The sequence below is a fragment of the Paraclostridium bifermentans genome (genome assembly GCF_964259345.1).
In the GTDB taxonomy this organism is placed as follows: Bacteria; Bacillota; Clostridia; order Peptostreptococcales; family Peptostreptococcaceae; genus Paraclostridium; species Paraclostridium bifermentans_B.
Genome location: NZ_CAXVJR010000001.1, coordinates 298,101 through 320,690, shown reverse-complemented (window position 1 = coordinate 320,690; position 22,590 = coordinate 298,101). Strand labels below are relative to the sequence as shown.

The 22,590-nt window shown below is 27.2% G+C and carries 15 protein-coding genes; 11 read left to right on the top strand and 4 right to left on the bottom strand.

Going from position 1 to position 22,590, the window contains the following annotated elements:
• From ACEXNK_RS01745 to ACEXNK_RS01735, 3 genes are all read left to right on the top strand, one after another.
• Positions 1-1,344, top strand: coding sequence for a hypothetical protein (locus ACEXNK_RS01745; RefSeq protein WP_373601533.1), 1,344 nt, complete (start codon positions 1-3; stop codon positions 1,342-1,344).
• A 145-nt stretch (positions 1,345-1,489) separates the two neighbouring features.
• Positions 1,490-4,654, top strand: coding sequence for a DEAD/DEAH box helicase (locus ACEXNK_RS01740; protein ID WP_373600849.1), 3,165 nt, complete (start codon positions 1,490-1,492; stop codon positions 4,652-4,654).
• 19 nt (positions 4,655-4,673) lie between these two features.
• Positions 4,674-5,801 (top strand): XRE family transcriptional regulator, encoded by a 1,128-nt coding sequence (locus ACEXNK_RS01735; RefSeq protein ID WP_373600850.1) that lies wholly within the window; start codon positions 4,674-4,676, stop codon positions 5,799-5,801.
• Positions 5,802-5,867: 66 nt separating this feature from the next.
• On the opposite strand, the gene ACEXNK_RS01730 is transcribed toward ACEXNK_RS01735, so the two are convergent.
• Together ACEXNK_RS01730 and ACEXNK_RS01725 are read right to left on the bottom strand one after the other, a co-directional pair.
• Positions 5,868-6,917 carry a YeiH family protein gene (locus tag ACEXNK_RS01730; RefSeq protein WP_373600851.1) on the bottom strand — a complete coding sequence of 350 codons (1,050 nt, stop codon included), beginning with the start codon at positions 6,915-6,917 and terminating at the stop codon, positions 5,868-5,870.
• Between the two features lie 235 nt (positions 6,918-7,152).
• Positions 7,153-8,037 (bottom strand): LysR family transcriptional regulator, encoded by an 885-nt coding sequence (locus tag ACEXNK_RS01725; RefSeq protein WP_373600852.1) that lies wholly within the window; start codon positions 8,035-8,037, stop codon positions 7,153-7,155.
• Positions 8,038-8,194: 157 nt separating this feature from the next.
• Here ACEXNK_RS01725 and ACEXNK_RS01720 point away from each other — a divergent pair, with 157 nt between their 5' ends.
• The 6 genes from ACEXNK_RS01720 to uvsE all read left to right on the top strand — a co-directional run bounded on the left by ACEXNK_RS01720 (position 8,195) and on the right by uvsE (position 15,658).
• A complete protein-coding gene (locus ACEXNK_RS01720) occupies positions 8,195-9,835 on the top strand; it encodes an FAD-dependent oxidoreductase (RefSeq protein ID WP_373600853.1) in 1,641 nt (546 codons plus the stop codon).
• A 1-nt stretch (position 9,836) separates the two neighbouring features.
• Positions 9,837-10,778 carry a 4Fe-4S binding protein gene (locus ACEXNK_RS01715; protein ID WP_373600854.1) on the top strand — a complete coding sequence of 314 codons (942 nt, stop codon included), beginning with the start codon at positions 9,837-9,839 and terminating at the stop codon, positions 10,776-10,778.
• A 215-nt stretch (positions 10,779-10,993) separates the two neighbouring features.
• On the top strand, positions 10,994-11,308 hold the full coding sequence (locus ACEXNK_RS01710) for a YhdT family protein (RefSeq protein ID WP_373600855.1): 315 nt from the start codon (positions 10,994-10,996) through the stop codon (positions 11,306-11,308).
• Positions 11,308-12,810: a sodium/pantothenate symporter gene (gene panF, locus ACEXNK_RS01705; protein ID WP_373600856.1), complete on the top strand. Its 1,503-nt coding sequence runs from the start codon at positions 11,308-11,310 to the stop codon at positions 12,808-12,810. The genes ACEXNK_RS01710 and panF overlap by 1 nt, the downstream gene beginning before the upstream one ends.
• Before the next feature lie 184 nt (positions 12,811-12,994).
• Positions 12,995-14,545, top strand: coding sequence for a nitrite/sulfite reductase (locus ACEXNK_RS01700; protein WP_373600857.1), 1,551 nt, complete (start codon positions 12,995-12,997; stop codon positions 14,543-14,545).
• 153 nt (positions 14,546-14,698) lie between these two features.
• On the top strand, positions 14,699-15,658 hold the full coding sequence (gene uvsE / locus ACEXNK_RS01695) for a UV DNA damage repair endonuclease UvsE (protein ID WP_373600858.1): 960 nt from the start codon (positions 14,699-14,701) through the stop codon (positions 15,656-15,658).
• Between the two features lie 142 nt (positions 15,659-15,800).
• Here the strand turns inward: uvsE and ACEXNK_RS01690 are convergent, their stop codons facing one another.
• The gene (locus ACEXNK_RS01690) at positions 15,801-17,465 is read right to left on the bottom strand and encodes a glutamine--tRNA ligase/YqeY domain fusion protein (RefSeq protein ID WP_373600859.1); all 1,665 of its coding nucleotides are present in this window, start codon (positions 17,463-17,465) and stop codon (positions 15,801-15,803) included.
• A 327-nt stretch (positions 17,466-17,792) separates the two neighbouring features.
• Between ACEXNK_RS01690 and ACEXNK_RS01685 the strand changes: the two genes are divergently transcribed.
• Positions 17,793-19,292: a PAS domain-containing sensor histidine kinase gene (locus ACEXNK_RS01685; RefSeq protein WP_373600860.1), complete on the top strand. Its 1,500-nt coding sequence runs from the start codon at positions 17,793-17,795 to the stop codon at positions 19,290-19,292.
• Positions 19,293-19,303: 11 nt separating this feature from the next.
• Here ACEXNK_RS01685 and ACEXNK_RS01680 read toward each other — a convergent pair whose 3' ends face one another.
• Positions 19,304-19,750 (bottom strand): DUF3284 domain-containing protein, encoded by a 447-nt coding sequence (locus tag ACEXNK_RS01680; protein WP_373600861.1) that lies wholly within the window; start codon positions 19,748-19,750, stop codon positions 19,304-19,306.
• A gap of 232 nt (positions 19,751-19,982) precedes the next feature.
• Between ACEXNK_RS01680 and clpB the strand changes: the two genes are divergently transcribed.
• Positions 19,983-22,583, top strand: coding sequence for an ATP-dependent chaperone ClpB (gene clpB, locus ACEXNK_RS01675; RefSeq protein WP_373600862.1), 2,601 nt, complete (start codon positions 19,983-19,985; stop codon positions 22,581-22,583).
• Positions 22,584-22,590: the final 7 nt, after the last annotated feature.

Here is a 22,590-nt window from a genome sequence, read left to right as displayed (position 1 = left end):
TTGAAACACTGTAGGTTAATCTTTATGATAGCTATATTATTTATTACACTAACAGGATGCAGTACGACAGAGGTTGGTAATATCAATAATCAAGAAGTTAATACAAATAATGAAGATTCAGAAGCTAGAAAAACTAAGTGGATAGAAGAAATTGATTACTTAACAACGAAACTTGAAGATATGCACCCAGCAGTATTTACTAATATAACAGAAGAAGAGTATGATGAAAAAATAAAAGATTTAAAAAATAACATAGAAAAATTAACAGACAATGAAATACATTTTAAGTTAAAAGAACTAGTAGCATCTGTGAAAGATGCTCATACTAAATATTATCCTTTTAATTGGGGAGAAAAATTTGAAAATGAGAATATATATCCTGTAGAACTTGATTATTTTGAAGATGAGATAAGGATTATAGGAGTTTCAGACAAAAAATACAAAGACATATTAGGTATGAAGCTTGTAGGTATAAATGATATTCCTATAGATGAAGTCTTAACTAAGTTTGAAAAAATATTGTCATATGAAAATGATGAATGGAAAAAAGTATTATTTTTAAATAGTGTAACTTTAGATAAATACTTAAAATACTTAGAAATATCTGAAGGTGAGTCTGTAACCTTAAATCTAGAAGATGATGATAAGAAAATTAATAAAAAAATATCTACTGTAAGTGTTAAGGAGTACGATTCTTTGGAAACTATAAGTTATAAAGACACTATACCTAATAGAAAAAATATAGTTTATGAATCAAAACCTGAAGGAATGGATGATGCTTACTGGTATAAATTTATAGAAGAAGATAATATATTCTATTTCCAATATAATGAATGTACTAGTTCTAGCCAGGATCCTAATTATCCTAACTTTTATCAATTTTCAAGTGAACTAATAGAATCTATAAATAAGAATATAGATAATATAGATAAATTTGTAGTCGATTTAAGAAATAACATGGGAGGAAATAACTCATTAATGGCAGAGTTATGTGTAAGGATAAGTAAAGAAGTAGATATGAGTAAGCTTAAAGTATATACTATAGCAGGAAGAGAAACTTTTTCATCAGGAACAGATGCCTTAGCTAACACGAAGGAATTTTTCAATGCAACATTTGTGGGAAGTGAAACTGGAGGAAATGTAGCTTGTTTTGCAGAACTTGGATATATAGACGGACCTAATGAACTTGGAACTATATTGTGTTCAACAAAAGAATATGACCTAGGTGTAAATGGATTACTAAAAGGAGAAGGTGGAGCTATACCAGATGTTGATATAAAAGATTCATTTGAAAGTTACAAAAAAGGTATAGATGATTGTTATGAATATATAAAAAAACAATAATAAATATATATTAAAATATAAGTGTAGATGGTGTAAGTAAAATAAACCTATCTACACTTTTAAATTCTTAATATATACAAACTTGAACATAAAACCTAAAAAATATATAATAAAGGTTACGACTTAAAAGAAATTAGGTGAATAAATGGATTTTAAAATAGTTAATGATATATTAATAGCTAACATAGATAAATATAGATTGCAAAGAGCAAAAGAATATTATCAACAAGGGTATATAGAAGAAGGTAATTATTCAAAAGAAGATGATAAAATAAGTTTTTTTGGTAGTGTAGTCTCAAAATATCAAAGAGAAATATATGATAGTTTTATAATTATAGATAACTTAAATAAAGAAATAGTATCAAGTGGATGTACTTGTGAAGATTTTAATCAAAATACTACGATAGACAATAATTTTATATGTAAACATATAGCCTGTATAATGTTAAAAGGAATAGATGATTTAAAGTTAAGTGTAGTTCATAATTTAAAGTCAAAAGCTATAAATGTCCAACAAAAAAATAAACCAAAATTAAATACAAGATTTATAAATAGAGATTTATTAAACTACTTTAAAGTTATTCCAAAAGAAAAAGTTAATTTAGAAGTAGATGTAACTAGCTATTTAAATGAATCTATAGAAGTAGAATTTAAAATTGGAAATTATAAAATGTATACTTTAAAAAATTTTAAAGAATTTGCAAGTGCTAGAGTTGAGGGAAATAGTATAATATATGGAAAAGATTTTATTTATGACCCTAAAAGTAGTGACTTTGAAGATGATGAAAAACTAGCAGAATTTATAGAAGATTATGGACTAAGTATAAACGATAGTATTAATTCTAGAAAAAGCAGATATATGATACTAAATTCTAGATTATTAAAAAGATTGATGAAATTATTAAGATACAAGGAATTCACTTTTAACCATGAGAGAAAAACATATACACCTGAAATTATAGAAGGTAGTATTCCTATGGACTTAGATATAAAAAAAGTAGGAAACAAAATAGTTATATCTAATAAAGATAAATTGCCAACTCCGTTATCTAATAAAGGAGATGTAGTATTTTATAATGGAAACATATATATACTTTCAGATATGGATGGTATATATTATAAAAGAATATATTCAGTTTTAAAAGAATATAAAGAGATAGAATTTGAAGATGAAGAAATAAGTGAATGTTTAACTAACTTAATCCCAAAGCTTAAAAATATATCTAATGAATTGGATATAGATGAGAGTATAACTAAGAATATAGCAAAAGATTTAACTGTTAAATATTATTTTGATTTAGAAGATGCAAAGATAACTTGTGATGTTAAAATGTATTATGAAGGTGAAGAACACGGTAAATTTATAATTAGAGACGTTCAAAAAGAAGAAGAAGCAATTTATAGATTATATACAAATTATTTTGAACGAGAGAAAAATAAATATGTATTTAAAGGTGTAGACACTCAATTATATGACTTTTTAACAAAAGAGATAAATAGACTTAAGAATATAGGAGAGGTTTATTATTCAGACAAGTTTAAAGAAAAAAAAGTATACAATTCATCAAATATAAAAGTAGGTTTAGGACAAGAAATAAATCACTATTTAGAACTTAAATTTAAAATAGAAGATGTAGATGAAAAAGAATATAAAGAAATATTAAAATCTTTTAAAGCAAATAAGAGATTTTATAAATTAAAAAATGGAAACTTTATAAATTTAGAAGAAGATGAAACAAAAGAAATATTTAAACTTATGGAAAGCTTAGGTTTTACAAATAGTATAAAAGATATGAATATACATGCAAGTAAAACTTTGTATATAGAGGAAATAATTACAGAGAAAAAGTTACCTTATATAGAAGGAATAGAAAATGCTAAAAATATAGTAAATAATTTCAATAAATATTATAATAAAAACTACACTGTTCCAAAAGAGTTAAAAGCAAACCTTAGAGATTATCAATTAGATGGATTTAAGTGGTTTAAAACTCTAGATAGTTATGGATTTGGAGGTATACTTGCAGATGAGATGGGACTTGGAAAAACTATTCAGACTATAACCTTTTTACTAGAACAAAAAGGAAGTAAAAGTATAGTTATAACACCTACATCTCTTATACATAACTGGAAGAGTGAGTTTGAAAAATTTGCACCAACCTTAAAAGTTGGAATAGTTCATGGTACAAAAAAAGAAAGAGAAACTGTTATAAATAATCTTGAAAATATAGATGTTCTAATAACAACATATGGATCTCTTAGAAATGATAGAGAAAAATATGAAGAAATAAACTTTGATTATTGCATAATAGATGAAGCTCAAAATATTAAAAATCCAACATCTATAGCATCAGATGCAGTTAAGGGAATACAAGCAAGAACTAGATTTGCACTTACAGGAACACCTATAGAAAATAATTTATTAGAACTTTGGTCTATATTTGATTTCATAATGCCAGGATATTTATATAATGTAAGTAAGTTTAATGCAATTTTTATAAAAGATGAAAGCAATATGAAAAGACTAAAGCAACTTATAAAACCATTTATTTTAAGAAGAACTAAAAAACAAGTTATAAAAGAACTACCAGATAAAATAGAGAAGAAGTTTTTAGTGGAATTAAGCAAGGAACAAAGAAAGATATACAAAACTTATGTAGATGAAATACAAATAAAACTACAGGATAAATACCAAAGTAATGACAAAATAACTGTTCTTTCTTACTTAACAAAACTAAGACAATTATGTTTAGATCCAAGTCTTATAGTAACTGATTATAAAGGTAAGAGTGCAAAAATAAATGCTTGTATAGAATTATTAAAAGAGAATATAGAGAATGATAATAAAGTGCTAGTATTTTCTCAATTTACAAGTGTTTTACAAAATATAGGAGAAGTACTTGAAAAAGAAAATATAGAGTTTAACTATTTAGATGGACAAACTAAAGCAACTCAAAGAATTAAATTAGTTGAAGAATTTAATGAAAATAATGCTAAAAAAGTATTTTTAATATCATTAAAAGCAGGAGGAACAGGATTAAATCTAACTTCTGCAAATACAGTTATTCACTTTGATCCATGGTGGAACCCATCTGTAGAAAAACAAGCAAGTGATAGAGCTCATAGATTAGGGCAAAGAGAAGTTGTAGAAGTAATAAAGTTAATTGCTAAAGGAACTATAGAAGAGAAAATTGTAAAGCTTCAAGAAAGCAAGAGTAAGTTAATTGATGATATTATAAATAATGAATTAGCTGATTCTAGTGTATTAAAAAATCTATCTAATGATGAAATATTAGATTTATTGACATAAAATGAAAGGTAGAAAAAATATGAGTAAAAAGATATTTAATGGAAAAAAACTTAAAAATGCTAGAGTGTATAGAGCTAAAACTGTAGATATTTTAGCAAAAGAAACTAAACTAAATAAAAAGGATATAATGGCTTTTGAAGGCGATAAATATAAGCCAACATTAGAAAATGAAATGAAGTTAGCTAATGCACTAAGTTTTCCAAGAGATTACTTTAGCGAAAAAGATGCAGCGAATGTGGTTGTTGAAAATACACATATAAGAACTGAATCTACATTACCTAGAGTTGATGATATAGCTTTTAAAGAAAAGCTAGTTATGACTCATAGATTATTAAATTTTATACAAGGATATATAAAATTCCCAGAAATGAATTTACCTAATAATCTAAATAGAAATTATGATATAGAAGTGTTAGCAGATAATGTGAGAAATTATTTTGGATTAGGAGATGGTCCAATAGGGAATATGGTAAGTTTACTTGAGGTAAATGGAATATTTATATCTGCTACAAATATAGATAAAAAAGGAGCTTTAGCATTTAGTCAAAAGCAAACTATTGGTAAAGATTCTAGATACTTTATATCTTTAGGAAATGATAGAAAATCAGCACCTATAAGAAACTATGATCTAGCATATGAACTTGCATATATAATAGCTACAGAAGCTAATATACAGTCTAAAAAGTTTTCAAAAGATGAATTTGCATGTGCATTTTTAATGCCTAAAGAAAGTTTTATAGTGGACTTAGAAAAAGCTTATGAATTAGAAGATTATTTAGAACTTAAGAAAAAATGGATAGTACCAGTATGGGCTATGATTTTACGTGGCTACCAACTTGGAAAAGTGAGTTATAAAAAATATATGTATTTAATGAATGAAATGGATAAAAAAGGATGGTCTAAAAAGGAGCCATTAGATGATAATATAAAATCTACTCATCCAATACTTCTTAAAAAATCATTTGATATGATGATTGAAGGAAAAATAATGAATGAAGGGTTATTCATGAATAACTTATCAAATTATGGTCTTAGTATATATCCTCAAGATGTAGAAGAATTACTTGGATTAAAGGATGGAACTTTATCAAAAAATACGGCTAAACCGAATAAAGATAATATAAGAAAAGTTAATTTTAAAAAATAATAAAAATAGCAAATAGCTATATCAAACCTTAAATATTTTAAGATGATATAGCTATTTTTATTAACTCTACATTATAATTGTGACATAAGCCATAGCTACAACTGCTACAGTAGCCCAAGTTACCCCACCTAGTATCATAGGTTTTACACCCTTTGTAAATAAATCTTTTATATTTATTTTATACCCAACTCCAACTAAAGCTGTAGTAACTAAAAACTTATAGCCTTTTTTGAAAAATGGTTCCATAGCTTCTGGAAAAACACCAAAAGTGTTAAGTATAGCCATACCTAAAAATCCTAGTATAAACCAAGGGAAAACATCCATAACTATTTTTCCAAAAGATTTTTCAGGTTCACTACTTGCACCAGTGCCATCAGTTGCACTTGCAAGTTGAGCTTCTTTTCTTTTTTCATTAACCATAACTATAGTAAATACAATAGCAACAACAACTAAAAATGTTGTACGTGTAAGTTTTACTATAACTGGTAATTCAGCAGCAGCAGAAACTCCTATAAGTTTAGCAAAAGTATCTCCAGCAGCTACAACACTAGAAGTATCACTAATTGCAGTACCTGCAAGTAAACCAAATTGATCTGGTGTTAAATTTAAACTTTGACCTATAAATGGGAACGCTAGAGCCGCAAACACATCAAATAAAAATATTGCAGTTAATGCATAAGCCATTTCATCATCATTTGCATTTATAATTGGACTTACTGTAGCTATAGCAGTACCACCACATATAGCAGTACCAGAGCCTACCAATCTTCTAGTATTTATTGAAACCCCAAGCATTTTACCTACTAATAATGCTGTTAAAAATGACATACAAATATTTGTAATAATTAGTGGAAGAGCAGTTCCACCAGTTTGAATTATAGCGTTAAAATTAAGTGTAGCACCTGCTAAAATTATACCAAATTTTAAAAGCTTTTTTGCTGCATACGTAGTCCCTTTTTTATAATCTCCTTTAGCTGGATTTATATTACCTAGCAAAGCACCTAAGAATAAACCTATCATAGGAGCTCCAATTATATGCTGAAGTCCTCCTAAAAATGTAGAAATACCAGCTAAAATAACACAAACTCCTAGTCCCATCAACATTCCTGTCGACATAAATAATTCCCCCCTTGAAAAGTAAATATTAACTTTTGAATTGTTAGTTAAATATTTATCTAGTTCTTGATTTGAATTATAGCACCTAGGAAAAAGATTTCACAACAACTTTTTTTAAAACTTAAATATCAAATTTAAAAATTGTCTATATAAAAATAGGACGAAATTTAGTAAAAAAGCCATTTTAAAAGAATTTATAATAAAATAAAATTTATAAAAAATTTTCTAAAAATTCCTAAAGTAATTTTATTTTATTATAAAAATTTATATAATCATCAGCAAATATAGAGTCTTTTAAAAATATAAAATTAAATTCATGAGATAATTTCATTGAATTAACATCTAAAACAACAATATCGCCGTTTTTTATATCATCCATTACAGCGACTTTGTAAATTATAGATATACCAAAATTATTTTTAACTAAATCTTTTATTAAATTGATATTTCCAATTTGTAAAAGGGTAGAGAAGTTTTTAGTTGTATAATTTTTTTCATAAAGCCATACTTCAAATATTTCTCTGCTACCAGAACCATTCTCTCTTAAAATTAAATTTTCACCAAGCAAGTCTTCCACACTTAAATTGGATTTCTTAGAAAGTGGGTTTTTAGGTGAAGCGATAAACACAAAATCTTCATAGCTTAATAAATGAGTTTCATAATCAGACTTATTAAAATGACCTTCTATAAAGCAAAACTCTAAATTCCCTTTTTTTAACATATCCAAAAGTGTTTTGGTATTATCTACTACCATGGATAAATTAGAATTAGGAAATTCAGTTAAGTAATTTTTTATAATACTAGGCATTACAAACTCACCAATACTTCTTGTTGCTCCAAATGATAATGGTTTACTTGTATAAGTTGAATTTTTTAAATTATTCTCAATAGACAATGACATTGTTTTTAATTTTAATACATGATTTAAAAACTCTTCCCCTGTTTTTGTTAATGTTAAAGTTTTACCTACGTAATCAAATAGTTTTATATCGTATTGAGACTCGATATATTTAATATGCTGGCTAACAGCAGGTTGAGTAATACATAATCTTTTTGCAGTTTTTGTATAACTTTTAGTTTCACATAAATCAATAAATGTTTTTAATCTAAAATCTATCATAGTATTCTATAATCCCCCTTTTGATAATTAAAGTGTACTATAAGTAAAATTTATAAATCAATAAATTTTTATAATTTTACATTATAGGAAAGCGTTGTTACACTTTAAGTAAGAAGAAATTGTTAAAAATATATTAATATAAATCTGGAGGGGTAACATGGATATATTAGTAATTGGGGGAGTGGCAGCAGGGACTAAGACAGCTGCAAAATTAAAACGTGAAAATAGAGATTTTAACGTAACTCTTATAACAAAGGGAGAAAACATATCTTATGCAGGATGTGGGCTTCCTTACTATGTTGGAGGAGTTATAGAAAATAAAGAAGATTTAATAGTAAATACACCTAAAAGCTTTTCAGATTTAACTCAAGTTGAAGTTAAAACTAATATAGAAGCTATAGAGATAGATAGAGAAAATAAAAGTGTTAAAGCTAAAAATTTAATAAATGGTGAAGAATTAAGTTTTAAATATGACAAATTAGTTATAGCTACAGGAGCAGATCCAGTTAAGCCACCGATTGAAGGTATTGATTTGGATGGTGTTTATTATATGAGAACACCTAATGATGCAATAGCTGTTCGTGAAGTTGTAGAAAGTAAAAATGTAAAAAGAGCAGTAGTAGTAGGTGGAGGATTTATAGGCCTTGAAGTTGCTGAAAATCTTCATGAGATGGGTGTTAAGACTACTTTAGTTGAAGCAATGGATCACATAATGCCAGGATTTGATGATGAAGTTTGTTCTTATGTTGAAGATGAACTTGTAGATAATGGAATAATGGTTTTAACTAAAGAAAGACTGACTTCTATAGAAGGAGAAGAAAAAGTAACTAAGGTAAGAACAGATAAAAGAGCTATGAAAGCAGATATGATAGTAATGGCAGTAGGTATAAGAGCTAATACAAAAATTGCAAGTGACTGTGGATTAGAACTTGAACCTAATAGAACTATCAAAGTTAATGAGTATATGCAAACAAATGATGAAAATATATATGCAGTAGGAGACTGCGTAACAGTTAAAAATATATTAAGTGGAAAGCCTGCTTGGTCTCCGATGGGATCTTCAGCAAATAAAGAAGGTAGATGCTTAGCAAAAACTTTAAGTGGAGAAAAGACACCATTTAATGGAGTATTAGGAACAGGAATAGTTAAACTATTAGATTTAAATGCAGCAAGAACAGGATTAACTGAAAAAGATGCTGTAAATGCAGGATATGAAGTGGAAAGTGTAATTGTTCCAATTGATGATAAAGCACATTATTATCCAGATTCTAAAATGATAATTATAAAGCTTATAGCTGATAAAAATACTAAAAAACTATTAGGAGCTCAAATATTTGGAGAAGGAAATGTAGATAAGCAAATAGATATAGTAGCAACAGCTATAACATTTAATGCTACAATAGCTGACTTACAAAATCTAGATTTAGCATATGCACCACCATTTTCAACAGCAATACATCCTTTAGGTCATGCTGCAAACGTGCTTTTAAATAAAATAGATGGAGATGTTAAGGTAATTAGATACAATGAGTTTATAGAAAATCAAGATGAATATAAATTAGCTGATGTAAATAAAAAACCTCAATTAGAAGGGATACCATATATAGATTTAGCAACACTTAATGGTAAGATAGATGGATTTGAATTAGAAGATAAAATACTTTTAGTATGTGCTAGAGGGAAAAGGGCATATTTGGCATATAATAGAATGAAACACTTTGGATATAAAGATATACAAATTTTAGAGGGTGGATTAGCTTTAAATAAAGAAATAAATACTGAGATGGGGGTAAATTAATATGAAAATAACAGAAGCAATGAGAAAAGAAGTTAAGGGGCAAGGATTTTTATCAAATAATGATGGAAAGCACTTTTCATGTAGGGTTATAACTGAAAATGGAGCTATAACAGCAGATCAATTAATAAATGTAGCTGAAATAGCTAAGAAATATGGAAATGGAAATATATCATTAACATCAAGATTAACATTAGAGATACCTGGTATAGAGTATGAAGATATAGAAAACACTAAGGAATATTTAAAGAAAGATAATTTAGTATCAGGAGGAACTGGTTCAAGAGTTAGACCTATAGTTCCATGTAAAGGGACTGTATGTACATTTGGATTATGTGATACACAAGAAATAGGAACTACATTACATAAGGAATTCTATGAAAAATGGTATGATGTAAAACTTCCACATAAGTTTAAAATAGGAGTAGGTGGATGTCCAAATAACTGTGTAAAACCTAGTTTAAACGATTTTGGAGTAATAGGACAATTTGTTCCTGAATTTGATGAAGATATGTGTTCAGGATGTAAAAAATGTGCTCCAAAAGAAACTTGTAAAGTTGGAGCAATATCAATGATAGATGGAAAAGCGGTAATAGATAGAGAAAAATGTAATAACTGTGGATTATGTATAGGAAAGTGCCATTTTGATGCTATAGAAGAAGGTAAAAAAGGACTTAAAATATACTTAGGTGGTAAATGGGGTAAAGCATCAAGACCTGGAACTCCTATAACAGGAATATATAATGAAGAAGAAATGATGAGTATACTAGAAAAAGCTATACTTGTATATAGAGAACAAGGTAAAACTGGAGAGCGTTTTGGAGATATGATAGATAGAATAGGTTTAGAGAATATGGAAGCTCAGGTTTTAGGCAATGAGATATTTGATAGAAAAGAAGAAATATTAGAAGCAGATCTTCATACAGTAGGTGGAGCTACTTGCTAAATTTATAATAGGAAAACTTGCAAAGTATATACTTTGCAAGTTTTTTTTGTGTATTAAAAAATGAATTTAGTGAAATTTTTATATTGTGTAGACATATCTATCCATATAATGTATATTTTTAATGTATATTGTATACTTATAATTTTTTCTAAAATAGGAAAAGTTTATTTTGGACATATTATAGTAAGTAAAGTTTTAAAAAGGAGAATTTCAATATGAAGGAAAATAAAAAAGAATTTGAAGAAGATCCTAGGTACAAACAATGCAATAAAGAAGCTATAATGGGATTAATTCTAGGTATAGTAAATTTAGTTTGGTGGTTTGGATTTGGTTACGGACTAGGAAGAAAGCCGGTCAATGAATATTCATATATATTAGGATTTCCATCTTGGTTTTTTATGAGTTGTATAGTTGGAGGTATATTATTTTCAATATTAACTGTTGTTATGATAAATAAATTTTTTAAGAATATGTCATTAGATGCATTAACTGAAGAAGAAGCAAAAGAATATAGAAAGGAATATAAGTAATGAAATACATAAATTATCAAGTATTATTACCTATTATATTATACTTTATAGCAGTATTTTTAGTAGGAGTTTACTCTATGAAGTTTGTAAGTAGAGCTAAAAATAAAGCTAATGGTGAAAAAGGCTTCATGGATGAATACATGACAGGAGGAAGAGATTTAGGCGGATTTGTTTTAGCTATGACATTAGTTACTACTTATCTTAGTGCCGGAAGCTTTATAGGAGGACCTGGAACGGCTTATACACAGGGACTAGGATGGGTATTTTTAGCTATGGCACAAATGCCAACTGGGTATTTTACTCTGGCTGTACTTGGAAAAAAGTTTGCAATAATAGCAAGAAAAATAAATGCAGTAACTATAACTGATTTCTTAAGAGAAAGGTATAAATCAGATGTAGTTGTAATATTAACATCGTCATCAATAGTAATATTTTTTATAGCAGCTATGGCAGCTCAATGGGTAGGAGCAGCTAGACTTTTACAAGGATCTGTAGGATTAGATTATAAAATAGCTTTAACAGCTTTTGGGGTAACTGTAATAGTTCACACAGTAATTGGTGGATTTAGAGCTGTAACTCTATCTGATGCTATACAAGGAGTTATAATGACTATAGCTACAATTTCTATATTTGTAGGAACTGTTATTGCAGGTGGAGGTATACCAAATATAATAGATAATATGAAAAATATAAATGAAGGAATGATAACTCCTTTTGGCGTAGACCCTGGGATGATGTCTATAGCATGGGTAACATCATTTTGGATATTAGTAGGGTTTGCAGTAGTAGGAATACCTTCAGTATCTCAAAGAGCAATGAGCTATAAAGACACTAAAAGTTTACATGATGGAATAAAATATGGAACTATAGTATCTATGGTATTACTTCTTGGAATGCATTTAGTAGGTGCTTTTTCAAGTACATTAGTATTTGGAATAGATTCAGGAGATTTAGTTATTCCAACGATAACAACACAATTATTTCCATCGGTTATTGCGGGGATTTTATTAGCAGGACCATTAGCTTCTATAATGTCAACTGTAGACTCACAGTTATTAGTTGCTTCAGGAGCTATAGTTAACGATATATATACTAATTATATAAACCCTAAGGTAAAAACAGATTCTAAAAAAACAGGTACTATAAGTTTAATAGTAACAACTATTTTAGGAATCATAATATATATAGTAGCTATAAACCCGCCAGATTTAATAGTATGGTTAAACTTATATGCTAATGCAGGAATAATATCTACATTTTTATGGCCAATAATTTTAGGGTTATACTGGAAAAGAGCAAATGCAAGTGGAGCTATAGCATCCATAGTAACTGGAATAGGAACATATATATTATTTAGTTATGTATGGCCAAGGCCTTTAGGAATGCATACAATTGTACTTCCTTTAATTATATCTCTTATTTCATTTGTTATTATCTCAAAACTTACAAAACCACCTACAAAAGAAACTGTAGAAACTTTTTGGGGTATATATAAAAAATAATAAAAAAAGATATCTTGAAAAAAAGATATCTTTTTTTATTATGCAAAAACTCGTGTATAAAAAATCAATCATTTGAAATATTAATGATTATAATAGAAAGAATCAATTTTCATTTTGTAGAAAAATGTCATAAAATATAGTCGTAGAGAAAAGGTATTATATGCCAAAGGGAAGGAAGATAAAAATGGACGCTTTTAAACAAACATTATTAGATGAAATACCAGCATTTAGAGAAAAAGGACATAAATTTTTAAATAAAGAAATGTCTAAAATGGATTTTAAACATGCATCTGGAGGTATGGGAGTATACGCTCAACGTGATGGACAAAGCTTTATGATAAGACTTAGAGTAGCTTCAGGGATATTAAATTTTGAACAATTAAAATTAGTTCAATATTTTTCTCATAAATACAATTTAAATCAAATACATTTAACAACTAGACAAGCTATACAACTTCATGGACTAACAATAGATGAAGTATGTGACATAATGGAAGAAGGTATACACAAAGATATGTATACTAGAGGAGGTGGTGGTAACTTTCCAAGAAATGTTGCTATATCACCATTATCTGGAGTAGACCCAGAAGAAGCATTTGATGTAACTTATTATGCAACTAAAGTAAATGAACATTTTATGAGTAAGATAACAACATATAAACTACCGAGAAAACTAAAAGTATCTTTCTCAAGTTCACCAAAAGATGCAGCAAATGCAACTATAAATGATTTAGGATTTTTAGCTGTTAAAAAAGATGGAAAAGAATACTTTAAAGTATACATAGCAGGAGGTATGGGTAAAAATCCTATAAAGGGTGCTGAATATGATGAATTAGTAGAACCTAAAGATGTATTATATCATGTTGAAGCTATGACTAATTTATTTATAGAAAAAGGAAATTATGAAAATAAAAATAAAGCTCGTACAAGATATATACTTATGGAAATGGGAGAAGAAGCTTTAATAGAGTGTTATAAAAAACATTTAAAAGAGGTTAAAGAAAATTCTAATTTAGATTTAGAAATAAAATCAAAGGATTACAATAAAGAAGGTATAAAAATAGAATTAAAAGATAATAGATTATTTGAACAAAAACAAGAAGGATTATATGCTGTATATGTACATCCTGTGAGTGGACAATTAAAAGTATCTGATTTAGATAAAATAATAGATGTTATAAAAGATATAGAAGATGTAGAAATAAGACTTGCAATGAGTGAAGGTTTCTATATAAGAAACTTAAATGGAGAAGAAGCTAAAAAAGTTTTAGATATAACTAAAGATATAACTGGAAAATATAAAATACAACAAAGTACAGCATGTATAGGTGTACCTATATGTCAAATGGGTATAGCAGAGAGTCAACAAGCTTTAGAGGAAATAATAAATTACTTAGAAGAAAAAGGCTATGAAAGTGATGTATTACCAAGAGTTCATATATCAGGATGTAATAACTCTTGTGGAACTCACCAAGTTGCACCTATAGGTTTTGCAGGAAAGAAAAAGAGAGTAAATGATAAAACAGAAGATGCTTTCGAACTTCATATAGGTGGAAGAGTTGGAGAAGATAATACTAAATTAGGTAAAAAATATGGAGATATACTAAGAAAAGATGTTCCAAATTTATTATATGATATATCAAATGCTATAGAAAAATCTGACTTAGAATTCTACGACTATATAGATAATAATGAAGAAGAATTAGATGAAATAGTAAATAAATATTTAGTATAAGTTTAATAAAAAATAGCTTTAAAATTTATAAATTTTGAAGCTATTTTTTTATATTTTATATCTTAATTTAAATGATTTCTCTTTAATTATTAAAGAATATTATAAATTAGAAAGAACAAACTAAATTTATAATATAAATTAAAGGAGATATTTATGAAGATAAGATTAGGATATGTAGCAATTGCATTAAATTTACCAAAAGTTACTTCCTCTAGTACTGTAACTTATTCAAGATATTCTAAAATCAAAAGTGAGACAGAACGACTGAATAAATTAAAAGAAGTCACTAGATCAAATATAGTAGATTTAGAAAAAATACTTAATTATAATATAGCTAATAATATTCATTTTTATAGAATAACTTCTAATTTAATACCTTTAGTAACTCATCCAGATGTAGAGTTTAACTATAGACAGTACTTTAAAAGAGATTTTGAGCATATAGGAAATATAATAAAAAATAGTGACATGAGAGTTGATACTCATCCAGATCAATTCAATGTTATTAACAGTATAAAGGAAAACGTAGTAAATAATACTATAACTAATTTAAAATTTCAAAGTCAGTTATTTGAAGATATTAATTATAAAAATGGTAAAATGGTAATTCATATAGGTGGAGCACAAGGTGGAAAAGAAGAATCAATGAAAAGATTTATAGATAACCTGAAATATTTTCCAAATGATATTGTAAAAAAGTTAATATTAGAAAATGATGATAAAATTTTTACAGCAACGGATGTTCTTGATATTTGTAAAGACACAAAGCTTCCTATGGTATTAGATGTGCACCATCACATATGTAAAAATGAAGGAACGGATTTAAAAAAAATATTAAAAAATATTTTTAATACATGGGATAATGACATATTACCACCTAAAGTTCATTTTTCAACACCTAGAGAATTTGAAAATGATAGAAAACATGCTGATTATATAAATGCTAAAGATTTTTTAGAGTTTTTACATTTAGCAAAAGAAATAGTAGATAGAGATTTTGATATTATGATAGAAGCTAAGAAAAAAGATTTGGCATTAGAAAAATTAGTTAAAGATTTAAAAGATATAGATTCTAAAATTGAGTTCTTAGATAAAACTACAATAAAAATATAGATAAGCTCCTAATAGAGCTTATCATTTAAATTAACACTTATAACATTTACAACAGCAATGATGTTTATGATTACAAAATCTAGATTGATAATATATTTAAACACATAAAAAGACATCTTAATATTAAGATGTCTTTTATATATTATTTCTTTGGTTTAAAAGAACTTTTTAATGGTACTATTCTATTAAATACTAATTTATCTTCAGTAGTATATTTAGAATCTACATTAAAGAATCCGTGTCTTACAAACTGGAACTTATCTTGAGCTTGAGCATTTTCTATAGCTGTTTTTTCAGCGAACCCTTGAACTATTTCAATAGAGTTAGGGTTTATTTGCTCTAAGAAGTGCTTGCCTTCATTTTCTGGAGCATCATCTAAGATTAATGGTTCAAATAATCTAAACTCACAAGGGACACAACTATTAGCATCTACCCAATGTATAGTTGCTTTAACTTTACGTCCAGTGAATCCTGATCCACTCTTAGTTTCAGGATCGTATGTACAGTGAATTTCAGTTACATTTCCTTCTTCGTCAGTTATGAACTCATTACACTTAACAAAATAAGCACCCTTTAATCTAACTTCATTTCCAGGGAATAGTCTAAAGTACTTTTTAACTGGCTCTATCATAAAGTCGTCTTGTTCTATATATAATTCTCTAGAGAATGGAACTAATCTTTTACCCTTAGTTTCATCTTTAGCGTTATTTTCTATTTCAAGCATTTCAACTTGACCTTCAGGATAATTAGTTATAACTAATTTAAGTGGTTTTAAAACACCCATAGCAAGAGGAGCTTTAGGTTGTAAATCCTCTCTTACGAAATAGTCTAACATTTGACTATCAACTGTAGAGTCAGCTTTAGCAACTCCTATTTCAGTACAGAAGTTTCTTATAGCTTCAGGCGTATAACCTCTTCTTCTAAGCCCTGCTATTGTTGGCATACGAGGATCATCCCATCCATCAGTTACACCTTCATCAACAAGTTGCTTAAGTTTTCTTTTACTCATAACAGTATTTGTAAGGTTAAGTCTAGCAAATTCTATTTGACGAGGAACTTCTGGCATTTCACATTCTCTAACAACCCAATCGTATAATGGTCTTTGATCTTCGAACTCTAAAGAACATAAAGAATGAGTTATTCCTTCTATAGCATCTTCTAGTGGATGAGCAAATGCATACATTGGATATATACACCATTTATCACCAGTGTTGTGGTGGTGTGAATGAGAAATTCTGTATATTGCAGGATCTCTTAAGTTTATATTAGGAGAAGACATATCTATTTTAGCTCTTAATGTTTTTTCTCCATCTTTAAATTCTCCGCTTTTCATTCTTTCGAATAAATCTAAGTTTTCTTCTATAGATCTATTTCTATAAGGACTTTCTTTACCAGGCTCAGTTAAAGAACCTCTGTATGATCTCATTTCATCAGCATTTAAGTCGCACACAAATGCTTTTCCTTTTTTTATAAGAAGAACAGCTCTTTCGTACATTTCGTCGAAATAATTTGATGCAAAACATAAATTATTCCAATCAAATCCTAGCCACTTAACATCTTCTTTTATAGAATTTACATATTCTGTATCTTCTTTAATTGGATTTGTATCATCGAATCTTAAATTTACGTTTCCGTTGAACTCTTTAGCTAAACCAAAGTTTAGGCATATAGCTTTAGCATGGCCTATATGTAAATAACCATTTGGTTCTGGGGGGAAACGAGTTATGATAGTATCATGTTTTTTAGATTCTAAATCATTAACTATTATGTTTCTTATAAAGTTTGATGACTTATTTTCATTTGACATATTCGTTACCTCTTTATCTATTAAATTTATATTATTATTATATAATTACTATTATCTATAATTTTAATTCAAATTACAAAAAAAATAAAGGACTAGGAGTTAATTTCTTACATTTATAGTGAAAAATATAATCAGAAAACGATTACTTAATATAAAAAACAAAATTTATATTAAATTTAAATTATAAAAAATAATTACATATAAGTAATCCACAAAGTTATTAACAAATTATAAACAATATTAACAATATTAACAATTTAATAATGAAATCTAGAAACAACTTTGTTATAATTTAAATAGAGTATTTTTATTAGGGGTGGGAGTATTTTGGAATTCGAACTTTATAGTGAAATATTAAATGAATGTCCTCTACCATATGTATATGGTAGGGCTATAAAAGATGAAAATAAAATAATAAAAGACTTTATAATAAAAGACTTAAATGATAAAGGTTGTAACTTATTAAACATCAGATCTGGAGATATAAAAGACAAAAGTATAAAAGAATTAATTCCATGCATTTTAAATAAGAACTTGAAGTATGGAAAAGAAGATAAAAATTTATATATACCATATCTAGGAGGGTGGTATACAATATCAATATCCTTAGTTGATGAAAATAATTATATAATGTGGTTTGTAGAGAATAATGAAACTAAGAAAATAAATGCTATTCAATTATTAGGAGACACAATATCGGATTATATATTTTATAAGGATGTAGATAGTAGAATAATAAGCTGTAATAAAAGTTATGCAGAAGAATTGGTAGAATTAGATAAAAGTGAAATAATTGGAAAAACGACAAAAGATATACCTGTAATTGATGAATATTCCAATATTTATAGAGTACAAGATTTAGAAGTTATGAAATCTAAAACTGAAAAAACTTATTATGATAAAGTTATACTAAAAAATGGAAAACTAATAAATTTAGAAACTGTAAAAACACCTATAATATCAGAAGAAGGAGAAGTATTAGGTATAGTTGGAATATCCAGAAATATTAATGAAAGAAAAAAATGTGAAGAAGAAATAGAAAAAGCTAGATCAGAATCATTAGCTAATGTAGCTCACGAATTAAGAACTCCATTAAATCTCATATTCAGCTCAGTTCAAATGCTAAATCATAGATATGAAATTATAAATAATAAAACTAAAATTAAAGATGATAAATATCTAAATATAATAAAACAAAACGGATATAGATTACTAAAACTAGTAGATAACCTTATAGACTCCACTAAATTTACATACCAGAATATAGAATTTAACCCACAAAATTATGACATAGTAAACTTCGTTGAAAGTATTTGTGAATCCGTTAGTGATTTTGCAAATCAAAAAGAAATGAACATTGTATTTGATACAGATGTAGAAGAAAAAATTATAGGATTTGATTTAGATAAAATGGAGAGAATTGTTTTAAATCTTTTATCAAATGCATTAAAATTCAATAGTAGTGGAAAAAGTATAGAAGTATTTGTTAAAGATTTAAGCGATAATATACAAATAAGAGTTAAAGATGGAGGTATTGGAATACCTGAAAAGGATTTATATAAAGTATTTGATAAGTTTAAGCAGGTTGATCAAAAAAATATTGATAATAAAGTTGGAAGTGGAATAGGACTTTCATTAGTAAAAACATTGGCTGAACTACATGGTGGTAGTGTTGACGTAAAAAGTAAATTAGGAATAGGTAGTGAGTTTATTGTAAATATACCTAACAATACATATAGTGATAAAGTTAATTTATTAGATGAAAATAGCTTAAAAGAAAAATTTGTTCAAAAAATAGAAGTTGAATTTTCTGATATATATGCTTAAAAAGTGGATGCTTACTGAGAAGCATCCACTTTTTTTACTTTAGATTCAATATCAATTACTATGTATTTAAATCTTTTTTTTACTTTTGCAGAATAGAAAAATTTAGTTAAAGAATCTAAAATTTTATTAGGATTATTATTATTTATAAATTTTTCTATAGAAATAAGTTCAGTTTCATTATCAGATATTTTATTTAGAACATATCTAGATATAAATACTTGTCCTTCTGTTTTAAAAGTTATTTCGTAAATCTTATCTTTTTTAAAATCTGTAATTTCAAGAATAGATTTAGATATTTTTTTACCTTTAGAATCTCTTTTAACTTCTTTTGTAGTTTTAGAGCCAACTGGATTTTTAAAATTTATTTTATTAAATGTACCTTTTGCATTATCTAAAAATACATCAAATATTTTATTTGGTGTTGAATTTATAATTTTTTTATTTTCATATACTATCATACATATCCTCCAAAGTCGTATAAATAACGTTTTCTATTTGAATTATAACATAAAACAATGTAAATAATATATTAGAAAATAGATAAATATAAGATAAATTATTTAAAGATAAAAATTTTCATAAATTAAAGAAAAATAAGAATATATTTACATTGATAAATAATGTTTAGATAAAATATGAAGAGGTATAATCATAGCATAATTAAAAATTAAAAGTTTGGAGGAGTTTTTTATGGAAGCAGATAAAATGACACAAAGAGTCCAAAAAAGCTTAAATGATGCTTTTAGCGAAGCTGTTAGAAATCATAATCAACAAGTAGATACAATACATTTACTTTATGCATTAATAGACCAAGAAGATGGATTAATACCTAGAATAATAGAAAAGATGGGAATTTCTGTTGAAGGCCTAAAAGCAAGTGTAAAAACTGAACTTTTAAAACTACCTCAAGTACAAGGTGAGGCAGCTAGTTCACAAGGTGTGGTAGCTACAAGAAAATTAAATGAAGTATTAATTAAATCAGAAGAGATTTCTAAAGAATTTAATGATTTGTATATAAGCGTAGAGCATGTATTTTTAGCTTTAATTGAGTTAGAAAAACATTCTAATATAGGTAAAATATTTAAAGAATTTAATATAACTAAAAATAATTTTTTAGAAGTATTATCAAAAGTTAGAGGAAATCAAAGAGTTGAAACACAAGATCCAGAAGGAACTTATGATGCGCTAGCTAGATATGGTACAAATTTAATAAAGTTAGCTCAAAAAAATAAATTAGACCCAGTTATAGGGCGTGATGAAGAAATAAGAAGAGTTATAAGAATTCTTTCAAGAAGAACTAAGAATAATCCGGTTTTAATAGGAGAACCTGGGGTTGGTAAAACTGCTATAGTAGAAGGATTGGCAGAAAGAATAGTAAGAGGAGATGTACCAGAAGGGTTAAAAGATAAAGTAATATTTGCACTTGATATGGGTTCATTAATAGCAGGTGCTAAATATAGAGGAGAATTTGAAGAAAGATTAAAAGCTGTATTAAAAGAAGTTCAAGGTGCAGAAGGTAAAATAATTCTATTTATAGATGAAATACATACAATAGTTGGAGCTGGAAAAACCGATGGGGCAATGGATGCAGGTAACTTAATAAAACCTATGCTTGCACGTGGAGAATTAAACTGTATAGGTGCAACAACTTTTGATGAATATAGACAATATATAGAAAAAGATAAAGCGCTAGAAAGAAGATTCCAGCCAGTTATAGCTGATGAACCTAGTGTAAGTGATACAGTATCTATACTTCGTGGACTTAAAGAAAAATTTGAGATACATCATGGTATAAGAATACATGACTCAGCTATAGTTGCAGCGGCTAAATTATCTGATAGATATATACAAGATAGATACTTACCAGATAAAGCTATAGACTTAATAGACGAAGCTAGTGCAATGATACGTAGTGAGATAGATTCATTACCAACAGAACTTGATATTGTAAGAAGAAAAATATTTACATTAGAAACAGAAAGAGAAGCTCTATTAAAAGAAGATGATGAAGCAAGTAAAAGAAGACTTGAAAGACTTCAAGATGAACTTGCCGAGTTAAAAGTTAAAAATGACGACTTAACAGCTATATATGAAAAAGAAAAATCTCATATAATGAATATTAGAAATTTAAAGGCTAGATTAGATGAAGCTAGAGGCGATGTAGAGAGATATGAAAGAGAATATGATTTAAATAGAGCTGCAGAACTTAAGTATGGAGTAATTCCAACTCTAGAAAGAGATATTAAAGAAGCTGAAGATCAAATGGAATCTGACAATGAAACATCATTATTAAAAGAAGAAGTAACTGAAGATGAAATAGCTCAAATTGTAGCTAAATGGACAAATATACCTGTAACTAAATTAGTTGAAAGTGAAAAAGAGAAATTATTAAGATTAGAAGATGAACTTAAAACTCGTGTTATAGGACAAGATGAAGCTGTTACAGCTGTAAGTAATGCTGTCATTCGTCATAGAGCAGGACTTACAGATGAAAATAAACCAATAGGTTCATTTATATTCTTAGGACCTACAGGAGTTGGTAAAACAGAACTTGCAAAAACATTAGCTAGAAACTTATTTGATAGTGAGGAGAATATAATAAGAATAGATATGTCTGAATATATGGAAAAACACGCAGTTTCTAGACTTATAGGACCTCCTCCTGGATATGTTGGATATGAAGAAGGTGGACAGTTAACAGAAGCTGTTAGAAGAAATCCATATTCTGTATTATTATTTGATGAAATAGAAAAAGCACATGAAGATGTATTTAATTTATTCCTTCAGATATTAGATGATGGTAGACTTACTGATAATAAAGGTAAAACAGTAGACTTTAAAAATACTATAATAATTATGACTTCAAATATAGGTAGTTCATATTTATTAGAATGTGAAGGTGTTATACCAGAAGATACTAAAGAACTTGTAATGAATGAAATGAAGAGAAGATTTAAACCTGAGTTTTTAAATAGAGTTGATGACATAATAATGTTTAAACCTCTTGATAAAGAAGGTATAAGAAGAATAATAGATATATTCTTAAATGACTTAAGAAGAAGACTACAAGATAGACGTATAACTTTAAGCATAACAGATGGAGCTAAAGATATATTAATAAATGAAGGATACGACCCTATATATGGAGCAAGACCACTTAAGAGATATATAGGAAATGTATTAGAAACTAAAATAGCTAAAATGATAATTGCAGGTAGAATAAATAATGGAGACCATATAATTATAGATTCAAATGAAGAAACTATAGATATAAGAGTAGATAATAATTAAACATCAA